Annotated in this window: 23 protein-coding genes and 1 tRNA gene; 7 read left to right on the top strand and 17 right to left on the bottom strand. The window is 73.0% G+C overall.

Annotation, left to right across the window (positions count from 1 at the left end; all coding sequences use genetic code 11):
* Nucleotides 1-7: 7 nt before the first annotated feature.
* The 6 genes from murJ to ABZ464_RS21795 all read right to left on the bottom strand — a co-directional run bounded on the left by murJ (nt 8) and on the right by ABZ464_RS21795 (nt 6,038).
* Nucleotides 8-1,576: a murein biosynthesis integral membrane protein MurJ gene (murJ, locus tag ABZ464_RS21770; protein WP_359279413.1), complete on the bottom strand. Its 1,569-nt coding sequence runs from the start codon at nt 1,574-1,576 to the stop codon at nt 8-10.
* Between the two features lie 126 nt (nt 1,577-1,702).
* Nucleotides 1,703-2,119: a (2Fe-2S) ferredoxin domain-containing protein gene (locus tag ABZ464_RS21775; RefSeq protein WP_359279268.1), complete on the bottom strand. Its 417-nt coding sequence runs from the start codon at nt 2,117-2,119 to the stop codon at nt 1,703-1,705.
* Nucleotides 2,120-2,124: 5 nt separating this feature from the next.
* Nucleotides 2,125-2,664, bottom strand: a complete 540-nt coding sequence (locus ABZ464_RS21780) for an NUDIX hydrolase family protein (RefSeq protein WP_359279269.1) — start codon at nt 2,662-2,664, stop codon at nt 2,125-2,127.
* A 15-nt stretch (nt 2,665-2,679) separates the two neighbouring features.
* Nucleotides 2,680-3,813: an amidohydrolase family protein gene (locus ABZ464_RS21785; RefSeq protein WP_359279270.1), complete on the bottom strand. Its 1,134-nt coding sequence runs from the start codon at nt 3,811-3,813 to the stop codon at nt 2,680-2,682.
* A 1-nt stretch (nt 3,814) separates the two neighbouring features.
* On the bottom strand, nt 3,815-5,218 hold the full coding sequence (locus ABZ464_RS21790) for a glutamine synthetase family protein (RefSeq protein WP_359279271.1): 1,404 nt from the start codon (nt 5,216-5,218) through the stop codon (nt 3,815-3,817).
* 31 nt (nt 5,219-5,249) lie between these two features.
* Nucleotides 5,250-6,038, bottom strand: coding sequence for an SAM-dependent methyltransferase (locus tag ABZ464_RS21795; protein ID WP_359279272.1), 789 nt, complete (start codon nt 6,036-6,038; stop codon nt 5,250-5,252).
* A 150-nt stretch (nt 6,039-6,188) separates the two neighbouring features.
* Here ABZ464_RS21795 and ABZ464_RS21800 point away from each other — a divergent pair, with 150 nt between their 5' ends.
* The gene (locus tag ABZ464_RS21800) at nt 6,189-7,043 is read left to right on the top strand and encodes a Cof-type HAD-IIB family hydrolase (RefSeq protein ID WP_359279273.1); all 855 of its coding nucleotides are present in this window, start codon (nt 6,189-6,191) and stop codon (nt 7,041-7,043) included.
* Nucleotides 7,044-7,047: 4 nt separating this feature from the next.
* Here the strand turns inward: ABZ464_RS21800 and ABZ464_RS21805 are convergent, their stop codons facing one another.
* Both ABZ464_RS21805 and ABZ464_RS21810 read right to left on the bottom strand, forming a co-directional pair.
* Entirely contained in the window at nt 7,048-7,752 is a 705-nt protein-coding gene (locus ABZ464_RS21805; RefSeq protein ID WP_359279274.1) for a response regulator transcription factor, read from the bottom strand.
* Between the two features lie 53 nt (nt 7,753-7,805).
* On the bottom strand, nt 7,806-8,174 hold the full coding sequence (locus tag ABZ464_RS21810; protein WP_359279275.1) for a DUF4333 domain-containing protein: 369 nt from the start codon (nt 8,172-8,174) through the stop codon (nt 7,806-7,808).
* A gap of 161 nt (nt 8,175-8,335) precedes the next feature.
* Here ABZ464_RS21810 and ABZ464_RS21815 point away from each other — a divergent pair, with 161 nt between their 5' ends.
* Complete coding sequence (locus tag ABZ464_RS21815; RefSeq protein WP_359279276.1) at nt 8,336-9,592, top strand: amidohydrolase; 1,257 nt, start codon at nt 8,336-8,338, stop codon at nt 9,590-9,592.
* Here ABZ464_RS21815 and ABZ464_RS21820 read toward each other — a convergent pair.
* Complete coding sequence (locus tag ABZ464_RS21820; protein ID WP_359279277.1) at nt 9,586-10,410, bottom strand: lysophospholipase; 825 nt, start codon at nt 10,408-10,410, stop codon at nt 9,586-9,588. The two genes, ABZ464_RS21815 and ABZ464_RS21820, sit on opposite strands and share 7 nt — an antisense overlap.
* A gap of 124 nt (nt 10,411-10,534) precedes the next feature.
* On the opposite strand from ABZ464_RS21820, the gene ABZ464_RS21825 reads away from it, so the two are divergent.
* Nucleotides 10,535-11,308: a sulfite exporter TauE/SafE family protein gene (locus tag ABZ464_RS21825; protein WP_359279278.1), complete on the top strand. Its 774-nt coding sequence runs from the start codon at nt 10,535-10,537 to the stop codon at nt 11,306-11,308.
* On the opposite strand, the gene ABZ464_RS21830 is transcribed toward ABZ464_RS21825, so the two are convergent.
* From ABZ464_RS21830 to ABZ464_RS21860, 7 genes are all read right to left on the bottom strand, one after another.
* Complete coding sequence (locus tag ABZ464_RS21830) at nt 11,305-12,084, bottom strand: HAD-IIA family hydrolase (RefSeq protein WP_359279279.1); 780 nt, start codon at nt 12,082-12,084, stop codon at nt 11,305-11,307. The two genes, ABZ464_RS21825 and ABZ464_RS21830, sit on opposite strands and share 4 nt — an antisense overlap.
* Before the next feature lie 21 nt (nt 12,085-12,105).
* On the bottom strand, nt 12,106-12,561 hold the full coding sequence (locus ABZ464_RS21835) for a PaaI family thioesterase (RefSeq protein WP_359279280.1): 456 nt from the start codon (nt 12,559-12,561) through the stop codon (nt 12,106-12,108).
* A 69-nt stretch (nt 12,562-12,630) separates the two neighbouring features.
* The gene (locus ABZ464_RS21840; protein WP_359279281.1) at nt 12,631-13,305 is read right to left on the bottom strand and encodes an enoyl-CoA hydratase-related protein; all 675 of its coding nucleotides are present in this window, start codon (nt 13,303-13,305) and stop codon (nt 12,631-12,633) included.
* A 68-nt stretch (nt 13,306-13,373) separates the two neighbouring features.
* Nucleotides 13,374-13,970, bottom strand: coding sequence for a TetR/AcrR family transcriptional regulator (locus tag ABZ464_RS21845; protein ID WP_359279282.1), 597 nt, complete (start codon nt 13,968-13,970; stop codon nt 13,374-13,376).
* 129 nt (nt 13,971-14,099) lie between these two features.
* A complete protein-coding gene (locus tag ABZ464_RS21850; RefSeq protein ID WP_359279283.1) occupies nt 14,100-16,187 on the bottom strand; it encodes an MDR family MFS transporter in 2,088 nt (695 codons plus the stop codon).
* Between the two features lie 67 nt (nt 16,188-16,254).
* On the bottom strand, nt 16,255-17,028 hold the full coding sequence (gene cobF, locus ABZ464_RS21855) for a precorrin-6A synthase (deacetylating) (protein ID WP_359279284.1): 774 nt from the start codon (nt 17,026-17,028) through the stop codon (nt 16,255-16,257).
* 45 nt (nt 17,029-17,073) lie between these two features.
* Entirely contained in the window at nt 17,074-17,625 is a 552-nt protein-coding gene (locus ABZ464_RS21860; protein ID WP_359279285.1) for a DUF309 domain-containing protein, read from the bottom strand.
* A 100-nt stretch (nt 17,626-17,725) separates the two neighbouring features.
* Here ABZ464_RS21860 and ABZ464_RS21865 point away from each other — a divergent pair.
* Both ABZ464_RS21865 and ABZ464_RS21870 read left to right on the top strand, forming a co-directional pair.
* Nucleotides 17,726-17,799 (top strand) — tRNA-Pro (locus tag ABZ464_RS21865).
* A 78-nt stretch (nt 17,800-17,877) separates the two neighbouring features.
* Complete coding sequence (locus ABZ464_RS21870) at nt 17,878-18,441, top strand: ABATE domain-containing protein (RefSeq protein ID WP_359279286.1); 564 nt, start codon at nt 17,878-17,880, stop codon at nt 18,439-18,441.
* A gap of 27 nt (nt 18,442-18,468) precedes the next feature.
* On the opposite strand, the gene ABZ464_RS21875 is transcribed toward ABZ464_RS21870, so the two are convergent.
* Complete coding sequence (locus ABZ464_RS21875) at nt 18,469-19,512, bottom strand: alpha/beta hydrolase (protein WP_359279287.1); 1,044 nt, start codon at nt 19,510-19,512, stop codon at nt 18,469-18,471.
* Between the two features lie 214 nt (nt 19,513-19,726).
* On the opposite strand from ABZ464_RS21875, the gene ABZ464_RS21880 reads away from it, so the two are divergent.
* Entirely contained in the window at nt 19,727-20,713 is a 987-nt protein-coding gene (locus tag ABZ464_RS21880) for an aldo/keto reductase (RefSeq protein ID WP_359279288.1), read from the top strand.
* Between the two features lie 48 nt (nt 20,714-20,761).
* Nucleotides 20,762-21,334, top strand: coding sequence for a TetR/AcrR family transcriptional regulator (locus ABZ464_RS21885; RefSeq protein ID WP_359279289.1), 573 nt, complete (start codon nt 20,762-20,764; stop codon nt 21,332-21,334).
* Nucleotides 21,335-21,403 lie beyond the last annotated feature (69 nt).

The following is a 21,403-nucleotide window of genomic DNA, read 5'->3' on the forward strand; positions in this document are numbered from 1 at the left end:
GGGCGGCTCAGCGGATCCGGCCGAGCTGTCGTAGTTCCTCCACCTTCAGCAGCCGCGCCAGGGCCGTGTAGACCAGGCCCAGGGTGAGGGTCCCCGCCGTGAGCGCCAGCGCGGTGGGGACCGTGCCGCCGCCCAGCCACGTGCCGCAGGCCCGGTCGGCCGCCCAGCCGAGGGCCGCCGCCAGGGCCGAGGCGCCCATCAGCCGGGTGTACGTCCGGCGCAGGGCGCCGTCGTCGAGGCGGCCGCCGACCCGTCGGCGTACGAGGCGGGCGGTGAGGGCGAGTCCGGCCAGGTAGGACACGGTGTAGGCGCCGGCCATGCCGGTCACCGCCCAGCGGACCGGCAGCAGTAGATGGCAGGCGGTGGCCAGGGCGATGTTCACCGTCGCGATCCAGACCGCCAGGAAGAACGGCGTCCGGGTGTCCCCGAAGGCGTGGAAGCCGCGCAGCAGCAGATACTGCGCCGAGAACGGGATCAGACCGAGGCCGAACGCCTGGAGCATGTGCCCGAGCGGCTGCGCGGAGGCCGCGTCGGCCGCCCCGTGCGCGAACAGCAGCGTGGCGATCCGCGGGCCGAGCGCGAGGAACAGGAACGCGGCGGGCACCACGACGACCCCGCTCACCCGCAGCCCCCGGGACAGATCGGCGCGCAGGTCCGCGATCCGGCCCTCCGCCACCGCCCGGCTCATCCTCGGCAGCAGCGCGGTCACCAGCGACACCGTGACCACCGACTGCGGCAGCATCCAGATGGTCTGCGCGTACGTGTACGCCGTGTAGCCCGCGCCGGCGTCCGGCAGCGCCTGGTCGGCCGCGTTCGCGTAGTTGGTGACGACGGTCAGGGCGACGAGGTTCGTCAGGACGAACAGCAGGGTCCACTTGGCGGCGTGCACACCGGAACCGAGCCCCGAGCCGCGCCAGTCGAAGCGCGGCCGGAACCGGAACCCGGCCGCCCGCGCGAACGGCACCAGCGCCAGCGCCTGCACCGCGATCCCGGCCGTCGTCCCGACGCCGAGGAGGCGCACCTGCGTGTCGGTGATGTCCTGCACCCGCGCGGGCACGGTCATCAGTCCCAGGTAGGCGCCGAACACGCCCAGCAGCACGATGTTGTTGAGGACCGGCGTCCACATCATCGCGCCGAACCTCTCACGGGCGTTCAGGACTTGGCCGTACATGTTGAACAGCCCGTAGAAGAAGATCTGCGGGAGCAGGAAGCGGGCGAAGACGACGGTCAGCCGGTACGCGTCGTGGTGGTCCGGGGTGTCGCGCAGATACACGGCGACGATCTGCGGGGCCGCCCACACCGCCAGCGCGGTCCCGACGGCCAGCACGGACACCACCAGGGTCACCAGCCGCTGCTCGTACGCCCGGCCGCCGTCCGCGTGGGCCGACCGGGCCCGCACCAGCTGCGGTACCAGCACCGAGTTCAGCGCGCCGCCGATCAGCAGCGTGTACAGGCTGGTGGGCACGGTGTTCGCGGTGTTGTACGTGGTCGCCAGCAGGCCGGTGCCCAGTGCGGCGCCCTGCAACACCTGCCGGATCAGCCCCGTCGCCCGGGACACCACGGTGCCCAGCGCCATCAGCGCCGACGACCGCGCCGCCCCGCCGGAACGTTTCCCCGCCCGCTCTTGTGTCGTAGCCCCCATCGGGTCAACCTACGACATCAAGATCCGCGCGCCCAACTCGGCCCACAGCCGGGGAAGTTGTCAGCGCCGGCTGCGGACCCGGGCGTCCCGGGGCGGCTGGATGAACTGCAGTTCCAGGGTGACCGGGGGCGCCGCCACGCCGGGGCCGCCGGCCCGCGCCCACGCCAGCAGCTCGTCGGTGCAGTCGTCGTCCGAGGCGAAGCCGACCCAGGTGGGCCGCCCACCCGCCCGGCGCCCGGCGGCGGAAGGCTGGACGACGACCACGTTGGCCTGGTCGCACGGGCCGAGGCAGTCCGTCGTACGGACCTCCAGGGCGCCGTCCGAGCCGGCGGCGGCCGCCCGCAGCCGCTCCAGCTGCCAGGCGTGGTCGTAGCCGGGGTGTTTACGGGCGTCGCCGCAGCAGCAGCCCCTGCACACCACGAGGGTGCAGGGGCGACTGCGGGCCGCGCCGATCAGCGCACGCTGACGGGGAACCATCCCGCTCAGGAGGCCGACAGGCCGACGTGCGCCAGGGCCTGGCGCAGCAGGAACCCGTGTCCGCCCGGCATCTCGCTCTGCACCGCCGGGGAGGCCGCCTCCTGCGGGTCGAACCAGACCAGGTCCAGGGCGTCCTGCCGGGGCTGGCAGTCACCCGTCACCGGCACGATGTAGGCCAGCGACACCGCGTGCTGACGGGGGTCGTGGTACGGCGTGAGGCCCTGCGTCGGGAAGTACTCCGCGACCGTGAACGGCTGCAGGGAGGCCGGCAGCTTGGGCAGGGCCACCGGCCCGAGGTCCTTCTCCAGGTGCCGCAGCAGGGCGTCGCGGACCCGCTCGTGGTGCAGGACCCGGCCGGAGACCAGGGTCCGGCTGACGTTTCCGTCGGGTCCGATGCGCAGCAGCAGTCCGATGCTGACGACTTCGCCGCTGTCGTCGACGCGCACGGGCACGGCCTCGACGTAGAGGATCGGCATCCGGGCGCGGGCCATCTCGAGCTCGTCCGCGCTCAGCCAGCCGGGTGTGGTCTCGGTCAAGTCTGACATTGCTTGATCATACTTTCAGTGTCCGTCGGGAAGCCGGTAGACCCGGCGGGCGTTGTCCGCTGTGGCCCAGCGCGCCAGGCGCAGCGCGTCGGGCAGGCTCAGTTCGTCGGCGTCCACCCGGTCCTGGAGGAGGTCTCCAAGGCCTCGGCGGAACGCCAGCGCTCCGAGCGCGTAGAACTCCGACACACCGTAGGCGTCCGAGCTGTACAGCAGTTTGCGGAACGGTGTGATCTCCAACGCTTCCTCCAGCACCGTCCGTGCCCGCACCGGGCCGACGTGGTGCAGGGTCAGCCCCACGTCGAGGTACACCTGCTCGAACACGGCCGCGAGGTACGCGGCCTGCCGCTGGTAGGGCCAGCAGTGCAGGAGCAGCACGGGAATCGTTCCCGCGATCAGGTGCAGCCAGTCCGTGAGATGCGCCGGATCCGCCCGGTGCAGCCGGATGTCGTGGTCGCCGAAGCCCGTGTGCAGTTGCAGCGGGAGGCCCAGATCGACGGCGGTCCACAGCAGATGCCGGACGAGGACCGGTTCGTCGAGCCGGCCGCCGCGCGCCAGCCACCGTCGGGCCGCCCGGGTGACCTCGACGTCCGAGGGGCGGGCCGGGTCCAGGTCGAAGCCGGTGCGGTAGGCGGCCACCGACTTCACCCCGACCACCCCCGGGCGGCGCACCGCGTCCAGCGCCGCCGCCCGGAAGGCGTCGGCGTACCCGCCCGCGTCGACACCCCGCGCGGCCACGGACTCCGCCACCGACTCCAGTCGTACGATCTCCAGCGCGGTGCCGCCGCCCGCGCGGGCCAGTTCGGCGGGGGTGGTGAGGGGGAGCGGGGCGAAACCGGTGTCGACGCAGAACACACCGGTGCGGGCCGCGGTGAGGAAGCGGCGGTTCACCTCCTGCGGGCCCAGCTCGGCGCGCCGGGCCAGATAGGCGTCGGCGGGGGCGTGCCGGTCGAGGTCGAGCAGGGGTGCGCAGTGGCGGCGTACGGCGACCCCGGCGGGGGTGTCGAAGGAGGAGAGGCCCGCCCAGTGCTCGCCCTCGGTGAGCAGCGACTCGAAGCCCGGCCGGTCCAGGGCGCCGGTGGTCACGCCGTGGCAGTGGTGATCCACCGACTCCAGCGCGGCGAGCTCCTCGTGGACCGGTCCGGCGCCCATGTCAGTACACCCACCGGTAGGCGGCGGCCACCTGTGCGTCGTCCAGCCCGTACGTCGCGTCGATCTCGCCCTGCCGTACGGCGGTCACCGCGTCGGCGAGGACCGGTCCCAGCGCGGCCCGCAGCACCGCGTCCGCGCGGAACTCCGTGAGGGCCCGGTCGAGCGAGGCGGGCAGGCGTCGTACGCCCTGCGCCGCGGCCTCGTCGGCGGCGAGGCGGGCCGGGTCGCCGGTGATCTCCTCCGGGAGCGTGGCCCGCGCGGCCACCCCGTCCAGTCCGGCGGCGATCAGACAGCCCAGCAGCAGATACGGGTTGGCGGCCAGGTCGACCGGTTTGACCTCCAGGTTCGCCTGCTCCGCGCGCCGGCCCGCCGTGCCCCGTACCAGCCGCAGGGCCGCTTCACGGGTCTCCAGGCCCCAGGCGGTGAACACCCCCGCCCACTGGGAGGGTTTGAGTCGCAGATAGCTGGCCGGGCTGGGCGCGGTCACCGCCGTCAGGGCGGGCAGCCGGGCGAGGACCCCGGCTGCGAAGGACTCCGCGTCGGCCGTCAGGCCGTGCCGTCCCTCGCCCCCGGAGTGCAGGTTCACGCCGTCCCGCCAGGCGGACAGATGGACGTGCCCGCCGTTGCCGACGCCCTCCGCGGCGACGGCGGGGGAGAACGAGACCCGCAGCCCGTGCCGGCGGGCCACCGCGCGGATCGTCTGCCGCACGAGGACACTGCGGTCGGCCGCCGCCACCGGGTCCAGCGCCCCCACCGAGATCTCGAACTGCCCGGGCGCGTACTCCGGATGGATCTGGTCGACGGTCACGCCCTGCGCCTCGCACGCGGCCAGCAGATCGGCGGTGTACTCGCTCAGCTCGACCATCCGGGTCGCCGAGTACGCCGGTCCCGTGGTCGCCGGGACGAACTCCCCGGCGGGCGCGGAGTCCAGCCCGACCGCCCACTCGATCTCGATGCCGGCCCGGAAGGCCAGGCCGTGGTCGCGGGCGGCGTCGGCGACGATCCGCCGCAGGAACGTGCGCGAGCAGCCCGGATGCCGCTCGCCGTCCTGGGTGAGACGGTCGACCGGGGCCCACGCCCACCCCGGCTGCCCGGCCAGCACCACCAGCCGGTCCAGGTCCGGGTACAGCCGCAGATCGCCGTCGGGGGAGCCGAGGACGTCCGTGGTGACGATGTGGTCGTTCGCCAGGAACGTGTCGAACACCGGGGACATCCCCACCCCCCAGGCCACCGCCGACGCCAGCCCCGCCGCCGGGACCGTCTTCACCCGGCCGACGCCCGCCGTGTCGACGTAGGACAGGACGATCCCGTGCACGCCCGCGCCGGACAGCTCCCCGCTCAGCGCGGAGGCCCGCTCGAGGTCTCCGGGACGCCCGCCGGGGACGGGGTCGGCAAGGGTGGTCATACGTCCTCCACGGGCTCGTCCGTCAGTGAGTTCAGGGTTTCACGGCCACCGCGCCGTACTGCGGCACCACCGCCGCCGCGTCGCCGTCGGCCCGCCAGCGCGCGCAGGACACCAGGCCCGGCTCCAGCAGCTCCAGGCCCTCGAAGAACGCGGTGATCTCCGCGCCGGAGCGGGCCGTGATGGGCGGGGTGGCGTTCTCGTTCCAGAACTTCATCGCCGGGATCTGGCCCTCGCCGCCCACCTCCGGGTCGTGCGTGGGGTGCGTGAGCACCAGGTAGCTGCCGGAGGGGACCTGGGCCATGACCTTGCGGGCGATGTCGCGGGCCGCCTCGTAGTCCAGCACGAAGTTCAGGATGCCCAGCATCATCACCGCGACCGGGCGGTCGAAGTCCAGCGTGCCGGAGGCCCGTTCGAGGATCGCGCCCGGGTCGTGGACGTCGGCGTCGATGTAGTCGGTGGCGCCCTCGGAGGTGCCCGTCAGCAGGGTGCGGGCGTGGGCCAGCACGATCGGGTCGTTGTCGACGTACACGATCTTCGAGTCCGGCGCGATCCGCTGCGCTATCTCGTGTGTGTTGTCGGCCGTCGGCAGCCCGGTGCCGATGTCCAGGAACTGGCGCACCCCTCGCTCCTCGGCGAGGAACCGCACCGCCCGGCCCAGGAACCAGCGGTCCGCCCGGGCGATGTCCCGGATCAGCGGGAACATGCCGGCGACGTGCTCGCCGACCCGCTGGTCGACCTCGTAGTTGTCCTTGCCGCCGATCCAGTAGTTCCACACCCGCGCGTTGTGCGCCACGCTGGTGTCCAGCCGTGCACCGCCCACGTCACCGCTCCTTCTCGCGACCGACCGTCCGGCTGTCCATTGTGCCGTCCCATGATCATCGCTGTCCCGGGATTCGCGGGGTCCCCCGGTAGGGTGAAAATCCGGTCACCCTCTCGGGAGCACGCGCGCCCGCAGCACAGGAAGCAGGACATGCCCTACTCGCACGCCCCCCGGCCGACCGCCGCCGAGCCCCCGGCCGGTCCCGTCGACATCCGGCTCGTCGTCACCGACATGGACGGAACCCTGCTGGACGACGACAAGCGGATACCCGAGGGGCTGTGGGACACCCTGGCGCGGCTGCGGGAGCGCGGGGTGCTGTTCAGCCCGGCGAGCGGACGCCAGTACGCCACCCTGGCGGCGGAGTTCGCCGAGGTCGCCGACGGGATGGTGTTCATCGCCGAGAACGGCACCTATGTGGTGCGCGACGGCCGGGAACTGAGCTCCGATCCGCTCGCGCCGGGCGTCGCCGCGAGGATCGTGGACACCGTACGGGGACTCGCGGCCGACGGCGTCGACCTGGGCGCGGTCGTCTGCGGGAAGCGGTCCGCGTACGTCGAGCGGGCCGACGAGGCCTTCCTGGCCGAGGTGCGCCGGTACTACGTGCGCTGCGAACTCGTCGAGGACCTCACCGCCGTCGAGGACGAGGCCATCAAGGTCGCTCTCTTCGACTTCGGCCCCGTCGAGCAGACCACCGCCCCGGCCCTCGCCCCGTTCGCGGACACCCACCAGGTCGTCGTCTCCGGCGAGCACTGGGTCGACGTCATGAACCGCACCGCCAACAAGGGCGCCGCCCTGCGCCGGCTCCAGCGCGAGCTGGGCATCACCCCCGCGCAGACCATGGTGTTCGGCGACTACCTCAACGACCTGGAGATGCTGGACGCCGCCGACTGGTCCTTCGCCATGGCCAACGCCCACCCCCAGGTCCTCGGCCGCGCCCGCCACCTCGCCCCCTCCAACAACGACAACGGCGTCCTGCGCACGATCGCGCGCGTCCTGGACCTCTGAGGTTCTATGCGCGGGGGCCGGCATGGCCGTGTTGCCAGGCCCAGGCCGCGATCTCCACGCGGTTCCGGGCGCCCAGTTTCAGCTGGACGCTGGAGAGATGGGTCTTCACCGTCGACAGGGAGACGTACAGTTCGGCGGCGATCTCCGCGTTGGTCCGGCCCAGGGCGACCAGGCGTACGACGTCCAGCTCACGGTCGGTGAGCGGCTCGGCGGCGGCCGGGCGCGGGGCCGCTGCGGGCGGCTGCGGGGCGGTGAGGTGCTGGAGCAGCCGGACGGTGACCGACGGGGAGACCAGCGAGTCACCCGCGGCGGCGGCCCGGACCGCCTCGGCGAGGAGCGTCGGCCCCGAGTCCTTCAGCAGGAAGCCGCAGGCGCCGCCGCGCAGCGCCCCGTACACGTACTCGTCCAGGTCGAAGGTGGTCACCACGACCACCCGCAGCGGGTCCGCCACCTGGGGCCCGGCGAGCAGCCGGGTCGCCGCCAGGCCGTCCAGCCGCGGCATCCGGATGTCCAGCAGACACACGTCCGGCCGCAGCCTGCGGGCCAGCGCCACCGCCTCCTCGCCGTCGGCGGCCTCGGCGACCACCGTGATGTCCGGCTGCGCGTCCAGGAAGAAACGGAAGCCGGTGCGGACCATGTCCTGGTCGTCGGCGATCAGGACCCTGATCGGTGGGGCACCGGCGCCGCCGGCCTGGTTCGGGGTGGTCATGGGTCGCATCATGCCTCAGGCGGGCGGGCCCCAGGCCGCGCCCCGGTCCGGGCTCATCGCTCGAACTTCCAGGTGACCGAGCCGGCGGTGGCCTTCACCACGGTGACCGGGATGTCGACGGTCTTTCCGTCGCTCTCCTTGCCGACGCAGGTGAGGGTGGCGCCGGCCACCGCCTTCAGACCGCTCGGGCAGGTCACCGTGACGTCCGTGCCGACCCACGGCAGCGGGTGGTACTTGCCCTCGGTGCGGCCCTCGACGATGTTCGCGGCCAGCGCCCTGTGACCGTCGACGAGCACGGTGGTGAACCGGTCGAGTCCGGTGGTCGACTCGGTGCCGGCGAGCAGATGGGTGCCGAGGCCGCCGACGGCCACCACGGCCGCGGCACCTCCGATCGCGCCCACGACGAACTTGCTGGACAGCATCGCGTACTCCTGGAAGAGAGATAGAGAGATAGAGAGAAGGGGGAACGGGAGGAAGCGGCTCCAGCCTCGCCTTCCGGGGGTGCCCCGCGCCTCGGCCGAACGGCCAACGTCCGGGGGCCGGTTCCTCGACCGTTCGGCCGACCACCCCGTACCCTCCGCCTATGACCGATCCGGCCGCCGTCGCCCGTCTCACCCGGGACATCACCTCGGGACTGAAGCAGGGAGACCTGGAGGACTTCTACCGGGACCTGCACCGCCACCCCGAACTCGCCTTCGCGGAGCACCGCACCGCGGCGCGGCTCGCCGGCCGGCTGCGGGCCGCCGGGTACGAGGTCACCGAGGGCGTCGCCCGCACCGGGGTGGTCGCCGTGCTCGTCAACGGCGAGGGGCCCGTGGTGTGGCTCCGCGGCGACATGGACGCGCTGCCCGTCCGGGAGGCGACCGGGCTGTCGTACGCCTCGACCGTCGACGGGGTGATGCACGCCTGCGGCCACGACCTCCATGTCACCTGGCTCGCCGCCGCCGCCGAGGCCCTCGCCGCCGCCCGGGACCTGTGGTCCGGCACGCTCGTCGTGGTCGGGCAGCCCGCCGAGGAGGCGGAGGGCGGGGCGGCCGCGATGGTCGCGGACGGCGTCCACGAACGGTTCCCGCGTCCCGACGTGCTGTTCGGGCAGCACGCGGCACCCGGGCTCGCCGGGTTCTATCCGCACACGCCCGGACTGACCCTGTCGGCCTCGGACGACGTCGAGGTCGTCGTGTACGGGGTCGGCGGGCACGGTTCACGGCCCGAGTCGACCGTCGACCCCGTGGTGACGGCCGCGTATGTCGTCACCCGGCTCCAGACGGTCGTCTCCAGGGAGGTCGCGGCGGGCGAGTCGGCGGTGCTGACCGTGGGCTCCTTCCACGCCGGGACGAAACCCAACATCATCCCCGCCGAGGCCCGGCTCTCGCTGAACGTGCGGACCCGGGACGACCGGGTGCGCGAGCGCGTCCTCACCGCGATCCGCCGGATCGTCGAGGGGGAGTGCGCCGCCGCGGGCTGCCCGGTGCCGCCCGAGGTCACCGTCCTGCCCGGCTATCCGAACACCGTCAACGACCCCGCCCTGGACGGCGAGATCGCCACCGTGCACCGGCGGCTCTTCGGCGAGCACACGGTGTTCGACTTCGGCGGGACGATGGGCAGCGAGGACTTCTCGCTGCTCGCGCCCCAGGGTGTGCCGTACGACTACTGGTACGTCACCTCGACCCCGGCCGCCGTCTGGGAGGCGGCGCCAGGGGAGGAGCTGATGGAGAAGTTCGCCAACGTGCCGGGAAACCACAGCCCGTTGTTCGCGCCGGATCCGGCGGTGCTGGTGCCGGGGGTGCGGACCCTGGTGTCGGCGGCGCTGTCCAGGCTGGCGGCGGGATCGCCTCAGTAGGCGGGCAGGGGCGCCTCGCCGTGGTCGAGGACCCCGTCCAGGAAGCCGGTCAGGTCGGTGAAGACCTCCGTCCGGTTCGTCTCGTTGAACACCTCGTGCCGGGCCCCGGCGTAGATCCGCTCGGTCAGCCCGCCCCCGCCGAGCCGCTCGACGCCGGTGCGGCTGCCGGGCAGCGGGACCAGCCGGTCGTCGTCGCCGTGCAGCCACAGCAGCGGGAGCGGTCCGACGTGCCCGTCCTCGGCGACGGTCTCCAGGGTCCGTACGAACGCCTCGAGCGTCGGCCGTTTCATCGGCCCGTGCCAGACCAGGGGATCCGCCGCGTACGCCGTCCCGACCGCCGGGTCCCGGGAGAGGGCGGCGGGGCTGACGGGGAGGTCGGGGATCTCCGCGTGCGCCAGCAGCCGGCCGGGCAGGTCCCAGGCGCCGATGACCGGCCCGGACAGGACGAGCGCGGCGAGACCGGCGCCGTACCGCTGGGCGTAGCGGGCGGCGATCAGGCCGCCCATGGAATGCCCGATCACGACGAGCGGCAGGTCCGGGTGTGTGGCCCGGGCGAGTTCGGCGACGGCCCGCGCATCGGTGACCACGTCCTCGAAGTCCTCGATCCGCACCCGTTCGCCGTCCGACCTTCCGTGCCCCATGTGGTCGGGCGCGAACACGGCGGCGCCGTGCGCGGTCAGGACGCCGGCGAGTTCCGTGTAGCGGCCGGCGTGCTCGCCGTATCCGTGCACGACGAGGGCGACATAGCGGGCCGCCGGGTTGGGCCACGCGTGTGCGGTGATCGCGCCCTGTGTGCCGGCGAGGACGTGCTCGGCCATGGCTCCTCCAGCTGGGTCGGGTGAAGGCCTCCGGGGGATCCTCTCAGGGCGGGCGGTGAGGCCCGGCCATCTGGCGAGACGGTTCTTACGCCGTCGTATGCGTGCGCCTAGCATCGGTCTCCGCATGAACACGATGAATCTGTGGCACATCACCGGCTGGGAGTTCGCCGCCCTCGCCTTCGCGGCCCTGCTGGTCGGCTTCTCCAAGACGGCGGTCAGCGGCGCCAACACGGTCAGCCTGGCGATCTTCGCGGCGGTCCTGCCGGCCCGCGCGTCGACCGGGGTCCTGCTGCCGTTGCTGATCGCGGGGGACGTCCTGGCCGTCCTCACCTACCGGCGGCACGCCCACTGGCCCACCCTGTGGCGGCTGTTCCCGGCGGTCGCGGCCGGGGTGGTCCTCGGCACGGTCTTCCTGATGTGGGCCGACGACGGAGCGGTGCGCACCTCGATCGGCGCGATCCTGCTGCTGATGGCGGCCGTCACCGTGTGGCGCCGCCGGACGGCCGAGGCGCCCGTCGAACCCGACGCGGTCGTCACCCGCGCGGGCCGCGTCACGGCCCGCTCCTACGGCGTCCTCGGCGGCTTCACCACGATGGTCGCCAACGCCGGTGGTCCGGTGATGTCGATGTACCTGCTCTCGGCGGGCTTCCGCAAACTCGGCTTCCTCGGCACCTCCGCCTTCTTCTTCCTCATCGTCAACCTCTCGAAGGTGCCCTTCAGCGCCGGCCTCGGCCTGATCGACGGCCCCTCGCTGCTCCTGGACGCCGCGCTCGCCGTGTTCGTCGTCCCCGGCGCGGTGCTCGGCAAGTGGGCGGTCCACCGCATCAACCAGCGCCTGTTCGAACAGCTCGTCATCGCGGCGACCGTCGTGGGCGGCCTGCAGCTGCTACTGCGCTAGGGCCCCAGCCCGAGCAGTCGTGGCAGGTCCGCGAAGGAGTCCAGGACGTGGTCGGGGGTGCCGCTCGCCGTGCGGTGCGTCTGCGGCAGGTACTTGCCGGTCCGCACCAGGACTCCGGTGATCCCGGCGCGCTGGGCGGCGAGGACGTCCGACTCGATGTCGTCGCCCACCATCAGCGTCGTGTCCGCGCCGGTGCCGAGCCGCCGCAGCGCCGCCGCGAAGAACGCCGGCGACGGCTTTCCGGTGACCTCGGCCTCGACCCGCGCGGCCGCCTCCAGGCCGGTCACGAACGCGCCCGAGTCCAGCCGCAGCCCGGCGTCCGTACGCCAGTAAAGGTTCCGGTGCATCGCCACCAGACGCGCGCCGCGCTGGAGGTGCCCGAAGGCGCGGTCCAGTGCCGCGTACCCGAACTCGGGGCCGGCGCCCCCGACGACCACCACCTCCACGTCGTCGTCGACGAGCGTGACCCCCTCGAGGTCCTCCGCGATGTCCCCGCTGTTCAGCAGCGCGCACCGGGCACCCGGATGGTGTTCGGCGAGGTGCGCGGCGGTGGCGGCCGGGGCGGTGAGGACGTCCTCGGCGGTCACCGGGAAACCGGCCTCGGCGAGCGTGCGGGCGATCGAGGCGCGGGTGCGGGAGGTGGTGTTGGTGACGAGAGCGACGGGGAGCCCCGCCTCCCGGACCGCACGCAGCGCCTCCACCGTGCCCGGGAGCGGCTTCCAGGAGACGGTGAGGACCCCGTCGATGTCGATCAGGACGGCGCGCACTGCATCCATACGGGGACGATAGCCCCGGGGTCAGTCACCTGCCCGGAGGATCATGCAGGTGGTCGTCGCGTGGGCGATCAGCCGGCCCTCCTCGTCGACGACCCTGCCCTCGGCCGTGGCGGTGCGGCGGCCCGCGTGGACGACGGTGCCCTCGGCCGTCAGGGTCTGGCCGTCCGTGCGGGCGGGCCGTATGTAGTTCACCTTGAGCTCCAGCGTGGTGTAGCCGGTGCCGGCGGGCAGGGTGGTGTGGACCGCGCAGGCGAGGGCCGAGTCCAGCATGGTCGCGGCGATGCCGCCGTGCACGGTGCCGAGCGGGTTGGCGAAGTCGGGGCGCGTGTCGAGGGAGAGCACGATCCGCCCGTGCTCCACCTCGTCGAAGCGCATCCCCAGCAGCCGGCCGATGGACGGCGTGTCGCCGAGCCGCCCGTCCCGTACGAGACGCAGGAGTTCGAGGCCGGACAGGGCGGTGAGGTCGGTGGTGGTCACGGGGGTCCTTTCGCAGTGCTTGGCGTCTTGCAGTCTTGCAGTCCCGCGTTGCGTCCGTGCTGCTCGGACTCAGTCGCCGAGCGGGTTCTCCCGGTCCCGCAGCGGTGTCAGCACCTGCGCGTACATGCGGGACCTGATGGTGCGCAGGGTGTCGCCCGCCGTCCCCGCCCGCGCCGCGGCGAGCTCGACGGCCGTGGTCCGTACGGCGTCCTCGTCGACCGCGTGGTCCACGATCCCGGCGGCCAGCGCCTCGTGGCCGCCGTAGCGGCGGGCGGTGACCATGGCCTCGTGGGCGGTCCGCGGGGCGAGCCGGGCCTGGACGAGGGCGGACATGCCCGGCGAGAACGGGATGCCGATGTCGGCCTCGGGCAGACACCAGAAGCCGCGGTCGGCGCGCATCACCCGCACATCGTGGGCCAGCGAGAACATCGCGCCCGCGGCGAAGGTGTGCCCCTGGAGCGCGGCCACGGTCACGACCGGCAGGGTCAGCAGCCGGGCGTACAGCGCGTGCACCGCGATCACGTACTCCTGCTGCTGGTCGGCGTGGGCGAACAGCCAGTCCAGATCGAGGCCGTTGGACCAGAACCGGCCCGTCGCGGCGGTCACCAGGGCGCGCGGGCCGTCCGCCTTCTCCACCTCGTCCAGGGCGGCGTCGACGGCGGCGAGCCAGTCGGGGTGGAAGCGGTTCTCGCCGTCCCCGAGATCGAGGACGAAGACGTTCTCCTGACGGTCGAGCGTGGGCATGGCGACTCCTTCGGGGCGGGCACATCAGGGCTTCGGGGGAGGGGAAGGGAGGAGCGGGGAGGGCGATGTCAGGGCTGCGGGCGCGCCGATCGCAGGGCGTGGTCCAGGAGGTCGTGGATCTCGGTGGCGGTCGCGTCGATCGGGCCGGTGCTCCGCTCGGCCCGGCTCATCACCACCGCCCCCTCGACGGCGGCGACGACGAACGCGGCCAGCCGCCGGCTGCGTTCCTCGGTCAGCCCGTGCCGCAGCAGCAGCGCGGCCAGCGCCCGCTGCCAGCGGGCGAAGGCCGCCGCCGCGGAACGGGCCTGCTCCGGGGCGGCGTCGTCGTTCTCCACGGCCACCGCCACGACGGGGCAGCCGACCCGGAAGTCACCGCGTACCAGCCGCTCCCGCCACAGGGTGAAGAACGCGTCGACGGCCCGCAGCGGATCGGGGTCGTCCATCGCGCTCTCGATCAGTCCGGCGATGAAGTCCCCGGCGAACACCACGGCCTCGTCGATGAGTTGGGCCCGGCCGCCCGGGAAGTGGTGGTACACCGAGCCGCGTGGCGCGCCGCTGTGTGCGAGCACCCGGTCGATGCTCACCCCGCCCGCGCCGTGCTCGCCGAGCAGGTCGGCGGCGCCGGCGATCATCCGCCGGCGGCTGTCGGTCCTGCGCGGGCTCATGGGCACACCTCTCCGCAGGCGCGCTCGGTACAGCCGCCTGCTACTGGTCGGTAATTATGCTCCATGACATAGAACATGCAAGAGGCACCGACCGCCGGCCGAACAGACCGTGCACCGGTCGGAGGTTTCTCAGGGGGCGACGGCCGCCGGTTCGGGTTCCGCGCGGCCCCGGGGTGCTCCGTCGCCGAGGTCCTCGGCCAGCAGCCGCTTGGAGATCGTGTCCACGGCGGCGCGCAGATCGCTGGGCGCGGGGTGGCCGATGTCCTGTGCCACCCGTTCCTCCAGCCAGCGGGCCCAGGCCTCGGTGATCACCGCGGCCTCGCGCACCCCGGCCCCGGTGAGCGAGAGCAGCGAGCCGTCCCGGGTCAGGTATCCCTCGTCGACCATGCGGTCGAACACCGGCAGCAGCACCTCCGGTGGCAGCCGGCGGCGGGCGGCGACCAGCCCCAGGCTGGTGTGGCCCACCATCCGGTCGTGCAGCTCCACCTGCATCACCGCCCAGGCGCCCGCCACGTCCAGCCGGGTGTCGGAGTCCTCGAAGATCCGGCGCGCGGTGTCCAGCCCCGCCCCGCCGATGATCTTCGCGACGGAGGCCTCCAGTACGCGCTGCGAGTTCGCGTCGTGCGGGGAGGCGAACCCCTCGCCCAGGTCGGTGGAGCCCATCCGCGCGCTGTCGCGCAGCGGCACCTGCTTCAGGAACAGGGCGACGACGAACCCCACGGCCGCGACCGGCACGGTCCACAGGAACACCGTCCGCAGGGTGTCGGCGTACGCCTCGATGATCGGCGCGGCGACCGCGGAGGGCAGCGCGTGCACGCCCTGCGGGCTGGTCGCCGCCCGGGCGACGACCGCCGCGTCCGGGGTGCCGCCCGCGACGGCGGCGGCGGAGGCGACGCCCTCCCGCAGGTTGGGCGTGAGGGCGTTGGTGTAGATCGTGCCGAAGACGGCCGTGCCGAACGAACTGCCCAGGGTGCGGAAGAAGGTGACGCCGGAGGTGGCGGTGCCGAGGTCGGCGTAGGCGACGGTGTTCTGCACGGCGATCGTGAGCACCTGCATGCACAGGCCGATGCCGGTGCCCAGCACGCACATGTAGACCGACTCCAGCCAGGCGCTCGTGTCCGGTCCCATCAGGGACATCAGATACAGGCCGAGGGCCATCACCAGCGAGCCGACGATCGGGAACAGCCGGTACCGGCCGGTCTGGCTGACCACGTTGCCGCTGAAGATCGACGCGATGAGCAGACCGGCCACCATGGGCAGCGTGCGCACGCCGGAGACGGTCGCCGAGTCGCCGTCGACGTACTGCAGATAGCTCGGCAGATAGGTCATCGCGCCGAGCATCGCGAAGCCGACGATGAAGCTGAGGACCGAGCAGACCGTGAAGACGGGGCTGCGGAACAGCCGCATCGGCAGCATGGGTTCCTTCGCCCGGGTCTCCACCAGGCAGAACAGGGCGAGGGCGACGGCTCCGCTCACGAACAGGCCGATGACGACACCCGAGTTCCAGGCGTACTCGGTGCCGCCCCAACTGGTCGCCAGGATCAACGCGCTCGCCCCGATCGCGATCAGCGCGATGCCCGGGTAGTCGATGACCGGGCGGGCCGCCGCCCGCACCACGGGGATGGTGCGGGCGGCCGCGACGACGACGAGGACCGCGATCGGCACGTTGACGTAGAACGCCCAGCGCCAGGACAGATGGTCCGTGAACAGCCCGCCCAGCAGCGGGCCGACGACGGTCGCCACCCCGAACACGGCGCCGATCGCGCCCTGGTACTTGCCACGTTCGCGCAGCGGGATCACATCGGCGATCAGCGCCATCGCCGTCACCATCAGCCCGCCCGCGCCGACGCCCTGCACGGCCCGCCAGGCGATCAGCAGCGGCATGCTGGTGGCCAGACCGCACAGGAAGGAGCCGGTGATGAAGACGACGGCCGAGACCTGGAAGACCACCTTGCGGCCGAACAGGTCGCCGAACTTGCCGACGAGGACGGTCGCCACCGTCTCCGCGAGCAGATACGCCGTGACCACCCAGGACATGTGCGTCGCCCCGCCGAGATCCGACACGATCGTCGGCAGCGCCGTGCCCACGATCGTCTGGTCCAGCGCCGCGAGCAGCAGGCCCAGCACGATCGTCACGAACACGATGTTCCGGCGGCCCGGGTCCAGCACGGGCGGCTGCGCTGCGGAGGAGGGAGCTCTTTCCCCGGCGACGGTCACGAGGTCACGATCACATCGGGGTGCCGCCCCCGCATGCCGGGCGGGCCGCCCGGGCTACCGCGCCCGGTTACCGCTCCCCGGGGTTGCGGCGCAGCAGATACGTGTCCATGATCCAGCCCTTGCGCTCGCGCGCCTCCGCCCGCACCCGCTCGATCCGGGGGCCGGCCTCGGCGATCGGGCCGGAGACGAGGATCTCGTCCGGGGTGCCTATGTAGGCGCCCCAGTAGATGTCGATGTCCTCCTCGGCGTACCGCCGGAAGGTCTGGTGGGCGTCCAGCATCACCACCACGTCGTCCACCCCCTCCGGGAAGCCCTCGGCGAGCCGCCGCCCCGTGGTGATCTGCACCGGGCGCGCCACCCGGTTCAGCCCGGTGCGGTGCCGGGCGACCAGCGCCGAGACACTGCTGATGCCGGGGACGACGTCATGGTCGAAGGCCACCGTGCCCCGGGCCAGCACCTCCTCCAGGACGCCCAGGGTGCTGTCGTAGAGCGCGGGGTCGCCCCACACCAGGAACGCGCCGCTCTCGTCCTCGCCGAGCTCCCGCGAGATCAGCCCCTCGTAGATGTCCGCGCGGGCGCTGCGCCAGTCGCCGACCGCGGGGGAGTAGTCGGCCCCGCCTGCCCTTCGGTCCCGCTCCGGATCCCGCGCCTCGACCACCCGGTACCCGCCCTCCGGCAGATGCGCCTCGAGGATGTCCCGGCGCAGCCGCGTCAGGTCGCTCTTCACCTCGCCCTTGTCCAGGACGAAGAACACGTCCGTGCTCCGCAGGGCCCGCACGGCCTGCAGGGTGAGCTGGTCGGGGTCGCCCGCGCCGATACCGATGACATGAATCTTTCGCACGTCACCGAGTCTGCCGTACGCCACTGACAGCGACCGGGCCGGGAGTCAGCGCAGCCGCGGTGCGCGCCGCTGCGCGTCCACCGCCGCGCCGGTCCGCTCCACCTCGTCCGCCAACGCCCGCGCCCACCGGACCAGCCCCGGGAGGTCCATTCCGTACGCCCGCGCGCTCCCCGGGGCCGCCGCCCACTCCGCCACGGCCCCGGCGCCGCGCCGCAGCAGCCGGGGGCCGCCGGTGAGGTTGCCCCGGGCCGCGTGGGTCAGGCCCACCGCGAGCTGGGCGAGGCCGCGCCACAGGGCGCGTTCCGCCTCGGGGCCGCTCTTCCAGGCGTCCTCGAAGACCTCGTGCGCGTGGAACGGCTTCCCCGCGTCCAGCAGCGCCTGCGCCTCGGCGACGGTCTCCGGCGGGGTCCGTACGACCCCCTCGGGCTGCCGCGCCACCCCCTGCGCCCCGTACGGCAGCGGCCGTCCCAGCCCGTCCCGGGGCCGCGCGCTGCGCGCCCGCCCCTCGCCGTCCCGGTCCCGCGCCCCGACGGCCCCCTCGCCCCTCGCGCCGCCCCGAGTGCCGCCCATGCCGTCCACGCGCTCCCGTCGGTCCATACGCCGATTGTCCCGCGCCGGGCTCCCTTTCGGTGCGCCGCCCGTCGTGGGGTAAAGTGCTGTTCGCGCGATCACGCGGAACTCCGCGACGGTGGCGCACCGGGACGTGGCGCAGCTTGGTAGCGCACTTGACTGGGGGTCAAGGGGTCGCAGGTTCAAATCCTGTCGTCCCGACTTGCTCGCACAGCAGGTCAGAGGCCGTATCGGAGGATCCGATACGGCCTTTTCGGCGTCACCTGTCAATATGGTGACGTGCACCTCGACCACGTCTTCCTCTGCGGAGATCCCGCTCTGGATCTCGCCGCGACGCTGCGGGCCCGGCGGTCGGAGCGGTTCGAGATGTTCGTGTCGCCGGAGCGGCTGGACGCCTGGTTCCTGGAGTCCGGGGTGGTGGACGCCGTCACGCCCAGCGAGGCGGCCGACGTCGAGCGCGCGAAGGCGCTGCGGGAGGCGATCTACGAGCTGGTAGGCGCCCGTCTGACCGGTGACGCCTACGATCGCCGGGCCCTCGCCGTGGTGAACAACGCGGCCCGCCGGCCCCCGGCCACCCCGCAGCTCACGCCGACGGGCCGGTGGACGGACGCGACGCCGCAGGAGGCGCTGTCCACGGTGGCGCGCCATGCCGTCGAACTGCTGAGCGGGCCGGACGTGCCGCTGCTGAAGGAGTGCGGCAACCCCGAGTGCACCCGTGTCTACATCGACCGCTCGCGCGGTGTGCGCCGGCAGTGGTGCGGCATGGAGTCCTGCGGCAACCGGCTCAAGGCCGCCGCGTACCGCGCCCGCAAGAAGCGGTCCGCCGCCCCCGCCGAGGGGTGACGGCCCGGGCGGCGGCGGACCGTCCGGTCAGCGACGGGCCAGGGCGTGCGCTTCGAGTACGGCGTCCGTGAAGGCCTCCGGCGCCTCCTGGGGGACGTTGTGGCCGATGCCGGGCAGGGTCCGGTGCGCGTACGGGCCCGTGAACCTGTCCCGGTACATCGCACCGTCCCCGGCCGGGGTGAACGGGTCGCGTTCGCCGTCGAGGGTGACGGTGGGGACGCCGATCACGGGCCTCTGGGCGAGCCGCTGTTCGAGGTCGTCGTAGTGGGCCTCGCCGTCGGCCAGGCCCAGCCGCCAGCGGTAGTTGTGGATCACGATGTCGACGTGGTCCGGGTTGTCGAAGGCCGTCGCGGTGCGCTCGAAGGCGGCCTCGTCGAAGTCCCAGGTCGGTGAGTTGAACCGCCAGACGAGCCGGGCCAGGTCCTTGCGGTACGCCGCGTTCTCCAGGCCGAGCCGGCCCCGCTCCGTGGCGAAGTAGTACTGGTACCACCAGGCCCACTCGGCCGACGGCGGCAGCGGGTTGCGGTTCGCCTCCCGGTCGGTGATCAGATAGCCGGTCACCGAGACCAGCGCCGTACAGCGCTCCGGCCACAGCGCGGCGACGACGTCGGCCGTCCGTGACCCCCAGTCGAACCCGGCGAGGACCGCCCGCTCGATCCCCAGGGCGTCCATCAGCGCCAGCACGTCCAGGGCGACCGCCGACTGCTGGGCGTTGCGCGGCGTGTGTGCGGAGAGGAACCGCGTCGTGCCGTGGCCGCGCAGGTACGGCACGACGACCCGGTGGCCCCGCGCCGCCAGCCGGGGCGCGACCTCGGCGTAGCTGTGGATGTCGTACGGCCAGCCGTGCAGCAGGACGACGACGGGGCCGTGGGCGGGGCCCAGCTCGACGTGACCGATGGTCAGGGCGCCTGCCCTGACCTGTTTCACCGGTCCGAAGGAGGGTCCGCCCCGGGACGGTCTCACGGCGGTCCCGGAGTCGGCGGCCGTCGCCGTCGGCGCACCCAGGGCCGTGAGGGACGCGCCGACCGCCCCCGCGCCCGCCCGACTGCCGAAGTCCCGCCTGCTGATCATCCGGATGCTCCCCTCGTCGCGGTGTCGAGGCGACCGTTCCATGGGTGGCGTCACCTGTCAAACCGGTGACGATCGATATCGGCCGCCGAGTCCGCGTCGGCCGAGTCCGCGTCGGCCGGATTCGTCAAAGGCCTTGCCCTGAAGCGCACTTCAAGCTGAAGACTCGCTTCGAGCCGGGGTCGCCGATGGGTCCGGCCGTACGGGAGGAAGCATCATGAAGTACCGCACCCTGGGCACCGACCCCGCCACCCGGCGCGAGGTCAGCGTGCTCGCGCTCGGCGCGATGCTGTTCGGGTCGGTGACCGACGAGGAGACGTCGTTCGCGATCCTCGACCGTTACGTCGAGGCCGGCGGCAATTTCGTCGACACCTCCGACAACTACGCGTTCTGGGTGGACGGCGGTCAGGGCGGACAGAGCGAGGAACTGCTCGGCCGGTGGCGGCGCAGCAGGGGCGTCGGCGACGAGATCGTCTTCGCCACCAAGCTCGGCGCCCGCCCGCTCGCCCCCGGCACCGGCTACACCGACAACCCGGAGGGTCTGTCGGCGAAGGTGATCCGGGAGTCCGCCGAACGCAGCCGGGACCGGCTCGGTGTGGCCAAGCTGGATCTGCTCTACGCCCACATCGACGACCACACCGTGCCGCAGCGCGAGACCGTCGAGGCGTTCGCGGAACTCGTCGCCGAGGGCACGGTCGGCCTGCTCGGGGTGAGCAACCAGGCGATGTGGCGCGTGGAGCGGGCCCGGGCGCTCGCCGCCGCGGCCGGCCTGCCCGGCTACGAGGTGCTCCAGTACCAGCACAGCCATCTGCGCCCGCGCACCGACATCCCCGACGACCTCTTCCCGGACGGCGGCCTCGGCCACGCCGGCCCGGAACTCCTCGGCTATCTGCGGGCCGAGCCCGGTCTGACCCTGGTCGCGTACTCGCCGCTGCTCAAGGGGGCGTACACCCGCGAGGACCGGCCGCTGCCCGCCGACTACGACCACCCGGGCACCCCCGCCCGGCTCGCCGCGCTGCGCGAGGTCGCGCGCGAGACCGGTGCCACCGTGAACCAGGTGGTCCTGGCCTGGCAGTTGGGCGGCGAGCTGCCGATCGTTCCGCTGGCCGGCGCGTCCTCCCTGGCGCAACTGGAGGAGAACCTCGCCGCCGTGGACCTGGAACTGACCGGGGACCAGCGGGCCCGGCTGGACACCGCGCACTGATGACCGAGCGGTAACCAGTGCCGTGACCGAGGGGGCTACGCTGGGATCATGCCGTCCACCCGCCGAACCGCCCGACAGGCCGACCTGCTGGAACGACTCGTCGCACTGCTCACGGCGGAGGGGTTCTCCGACCTCACCCTGGACGACCTCGCCGAGCGGCTGCGCTGCTCGAAGACCACGCTCTACCAGCTCGCCCGCAGCAAGCAGGGCCTGGTCGTCGAGGCGGTCAAGCACTATTTCCGCGGCGCCACGGAGGCCGTGGAGAAGCGCGTGGCGCAGACCGTCGATCCGTCCGACCGGGTCCGGGTCTATCTGACGGCCGTGGCCGAACAGCTGCGCCCGCTCTCGCGCCGGTTCCTCGACGACGTGGCGGACTTCCCGCCCGCCCGCGAGGTGTACGAGGCCAACACGCGCATGGCCGCGGAGCGGGTGCGGCAGCTCATCGCCGAAGGGGTCTCCGGCGGCGCCTTCCGGGACGTGCACACCGCGTTCGTCGGGGAGGTCGCCGCCGCGACCATGCGGCAGATCCAGCAGGGTGAGCTGAAGGCGCGCACCGGGCTGTCCGACGCCGAGGCCTATGAGCAGCTCGCCTCGCTGATCGTGCACGCCGTCTCGTCCTGACCCACCGCTCTGTTCCCGCCCGGCTGTGCCACGGAGACGTGCCGTACTGTGAATGATACGTTCGTACGC

The sequence above is a fragment of the Streptomyces sp. NPDC005820 genome (assembly GCF_040630255.1).
GTDB lineage: Bacteria > Actinomycetota > Actinomycetes > Streptomycetales > Streptomycetaceae > Streptomyces.

Coding starts and splice junctions, on each gene's coding strand:
- ABZ464_RS21810 (WP_359279275.1), bottom strand. CDS start 8,174: ATGCTGTCCAGCAAGTTCGTCGTGGGCGCGATCGGAGGTGCCGCGGCC.
- ABZ464_RS21800 (WP_359279273.1), top strand. CDS start 6,189: ATGCCCTACTCGCACGCCCCCCGGCCGACCGCCGCCGAGCCCCCGGCC.
- ABZ464_RS21815 (WP_359279276.1), top strand. CDS start 8,336: ATGACCGATCCGGCCGCCGTCGCCCGTCTCACCCGGGACATCACCTCG.
- ABZ464_RS21820 (WP_359279277.1), bottom strand. CDS start 10,410: ATGGCCGAGCACGTCCTCGCCGGCACACAGGGCGCGATCACCGCACAC.
- ABZ464_RS21825 (WP_359279278.1), top strand. CDS start 10,535: ATGAACACGATGAATCTGTGGCACATCACCGGCTGGGAGTTCGCCGCC.
- ABZ464_RS21805 (WP_359279274.1), bottom strand. CDS start 7,752: ATGACCACCCCGAACCAGGCCGGCGGCGCCGGTGCCCCACCGATCAGG.
- murJ (WP_359279413.1), bottom strand. CDS start 1,576: ATGGCGCTGGGCACCGTGGTGTCCCGGGCGACGGGGCTGATCCGGCAG.
- ABZ464_RS21780 (WP_359279269.1), bottom strand. CDS start 2,664: ATGTCAGACTTGACCGAGACCACACCCGGCTGGCTGAGCGCGGACGAG.
- ABZ464_RS21860 (WP_359279285.1), bottom strand. CDS start 17,625: ATGGACCGACGGGAGCGCGTGGACGGCATGGGCGGCACTCGGGGCGGC.
- ABZ464_RS21885 (WP_359279289.1), top strand. CDS start 20,762: ATGCCGTCCACCCGCCGAACCGCCCGACAGGCCGACCTGCTGGAACGA.
- ABZ464_RS21790 (WP_359279271.1), bottom strand. CDS start 5,218: ATGACCACCCTTGCCGACCCCGTCCCCGGCGGGCGTCCCGGAGACCTC.
- ABZ464_RS21845 (WP_359279282.1), bottom strand. CDS start 13,970: ATGAGCCCGCGCAGGACCGACAGCCGCCGGCGGATGATCGCCGGCGCC.
- ABZ464_RS21830 (WP_359279279.1), bottom strand. CDS start 12,084: ATGGATGCAGTGCGCGCCGTCCTGATCGACATCGACGGGGTCCTCACC.
- ABZ464_RS21840 (WP_359279281.1), bottom strand. CDS start 13,305: ATGCCCACGCTCGACCGTCAGGAGAACGTCTTCGTCCTCGATCTCGGG.
- ABZ464_RS21875 (WP_359279287.1), bottom strand. CDS start 19,512: ATGATCAGCAGGCGGGACTTCGGCAGTCGGGCGGGCGCGGGGGCGGTC.
- ABZ464_RS21785 (WP_359279270.1), bottom strand. CDS start 3,813: ATGGGCGCCGGACCGGTCCACGAGGAGCTCGCCGCGCTGGAGTCGGTG.
- ABZ464_RS21880 (WP_359279288.1), top strand. CDS start 19,727: ATGAAGTACCGCACCCTGGGCACCGACCCCGCCACCCGGCGCGAGGTC.
- ABZ464_RS21775 (WP_359279268.1), bottom strand. CDS start 2,119: ATGGTTCCCCGTCAGCGTGCGCTGATCGGCGCGGCCCGCAGTCGCCCC.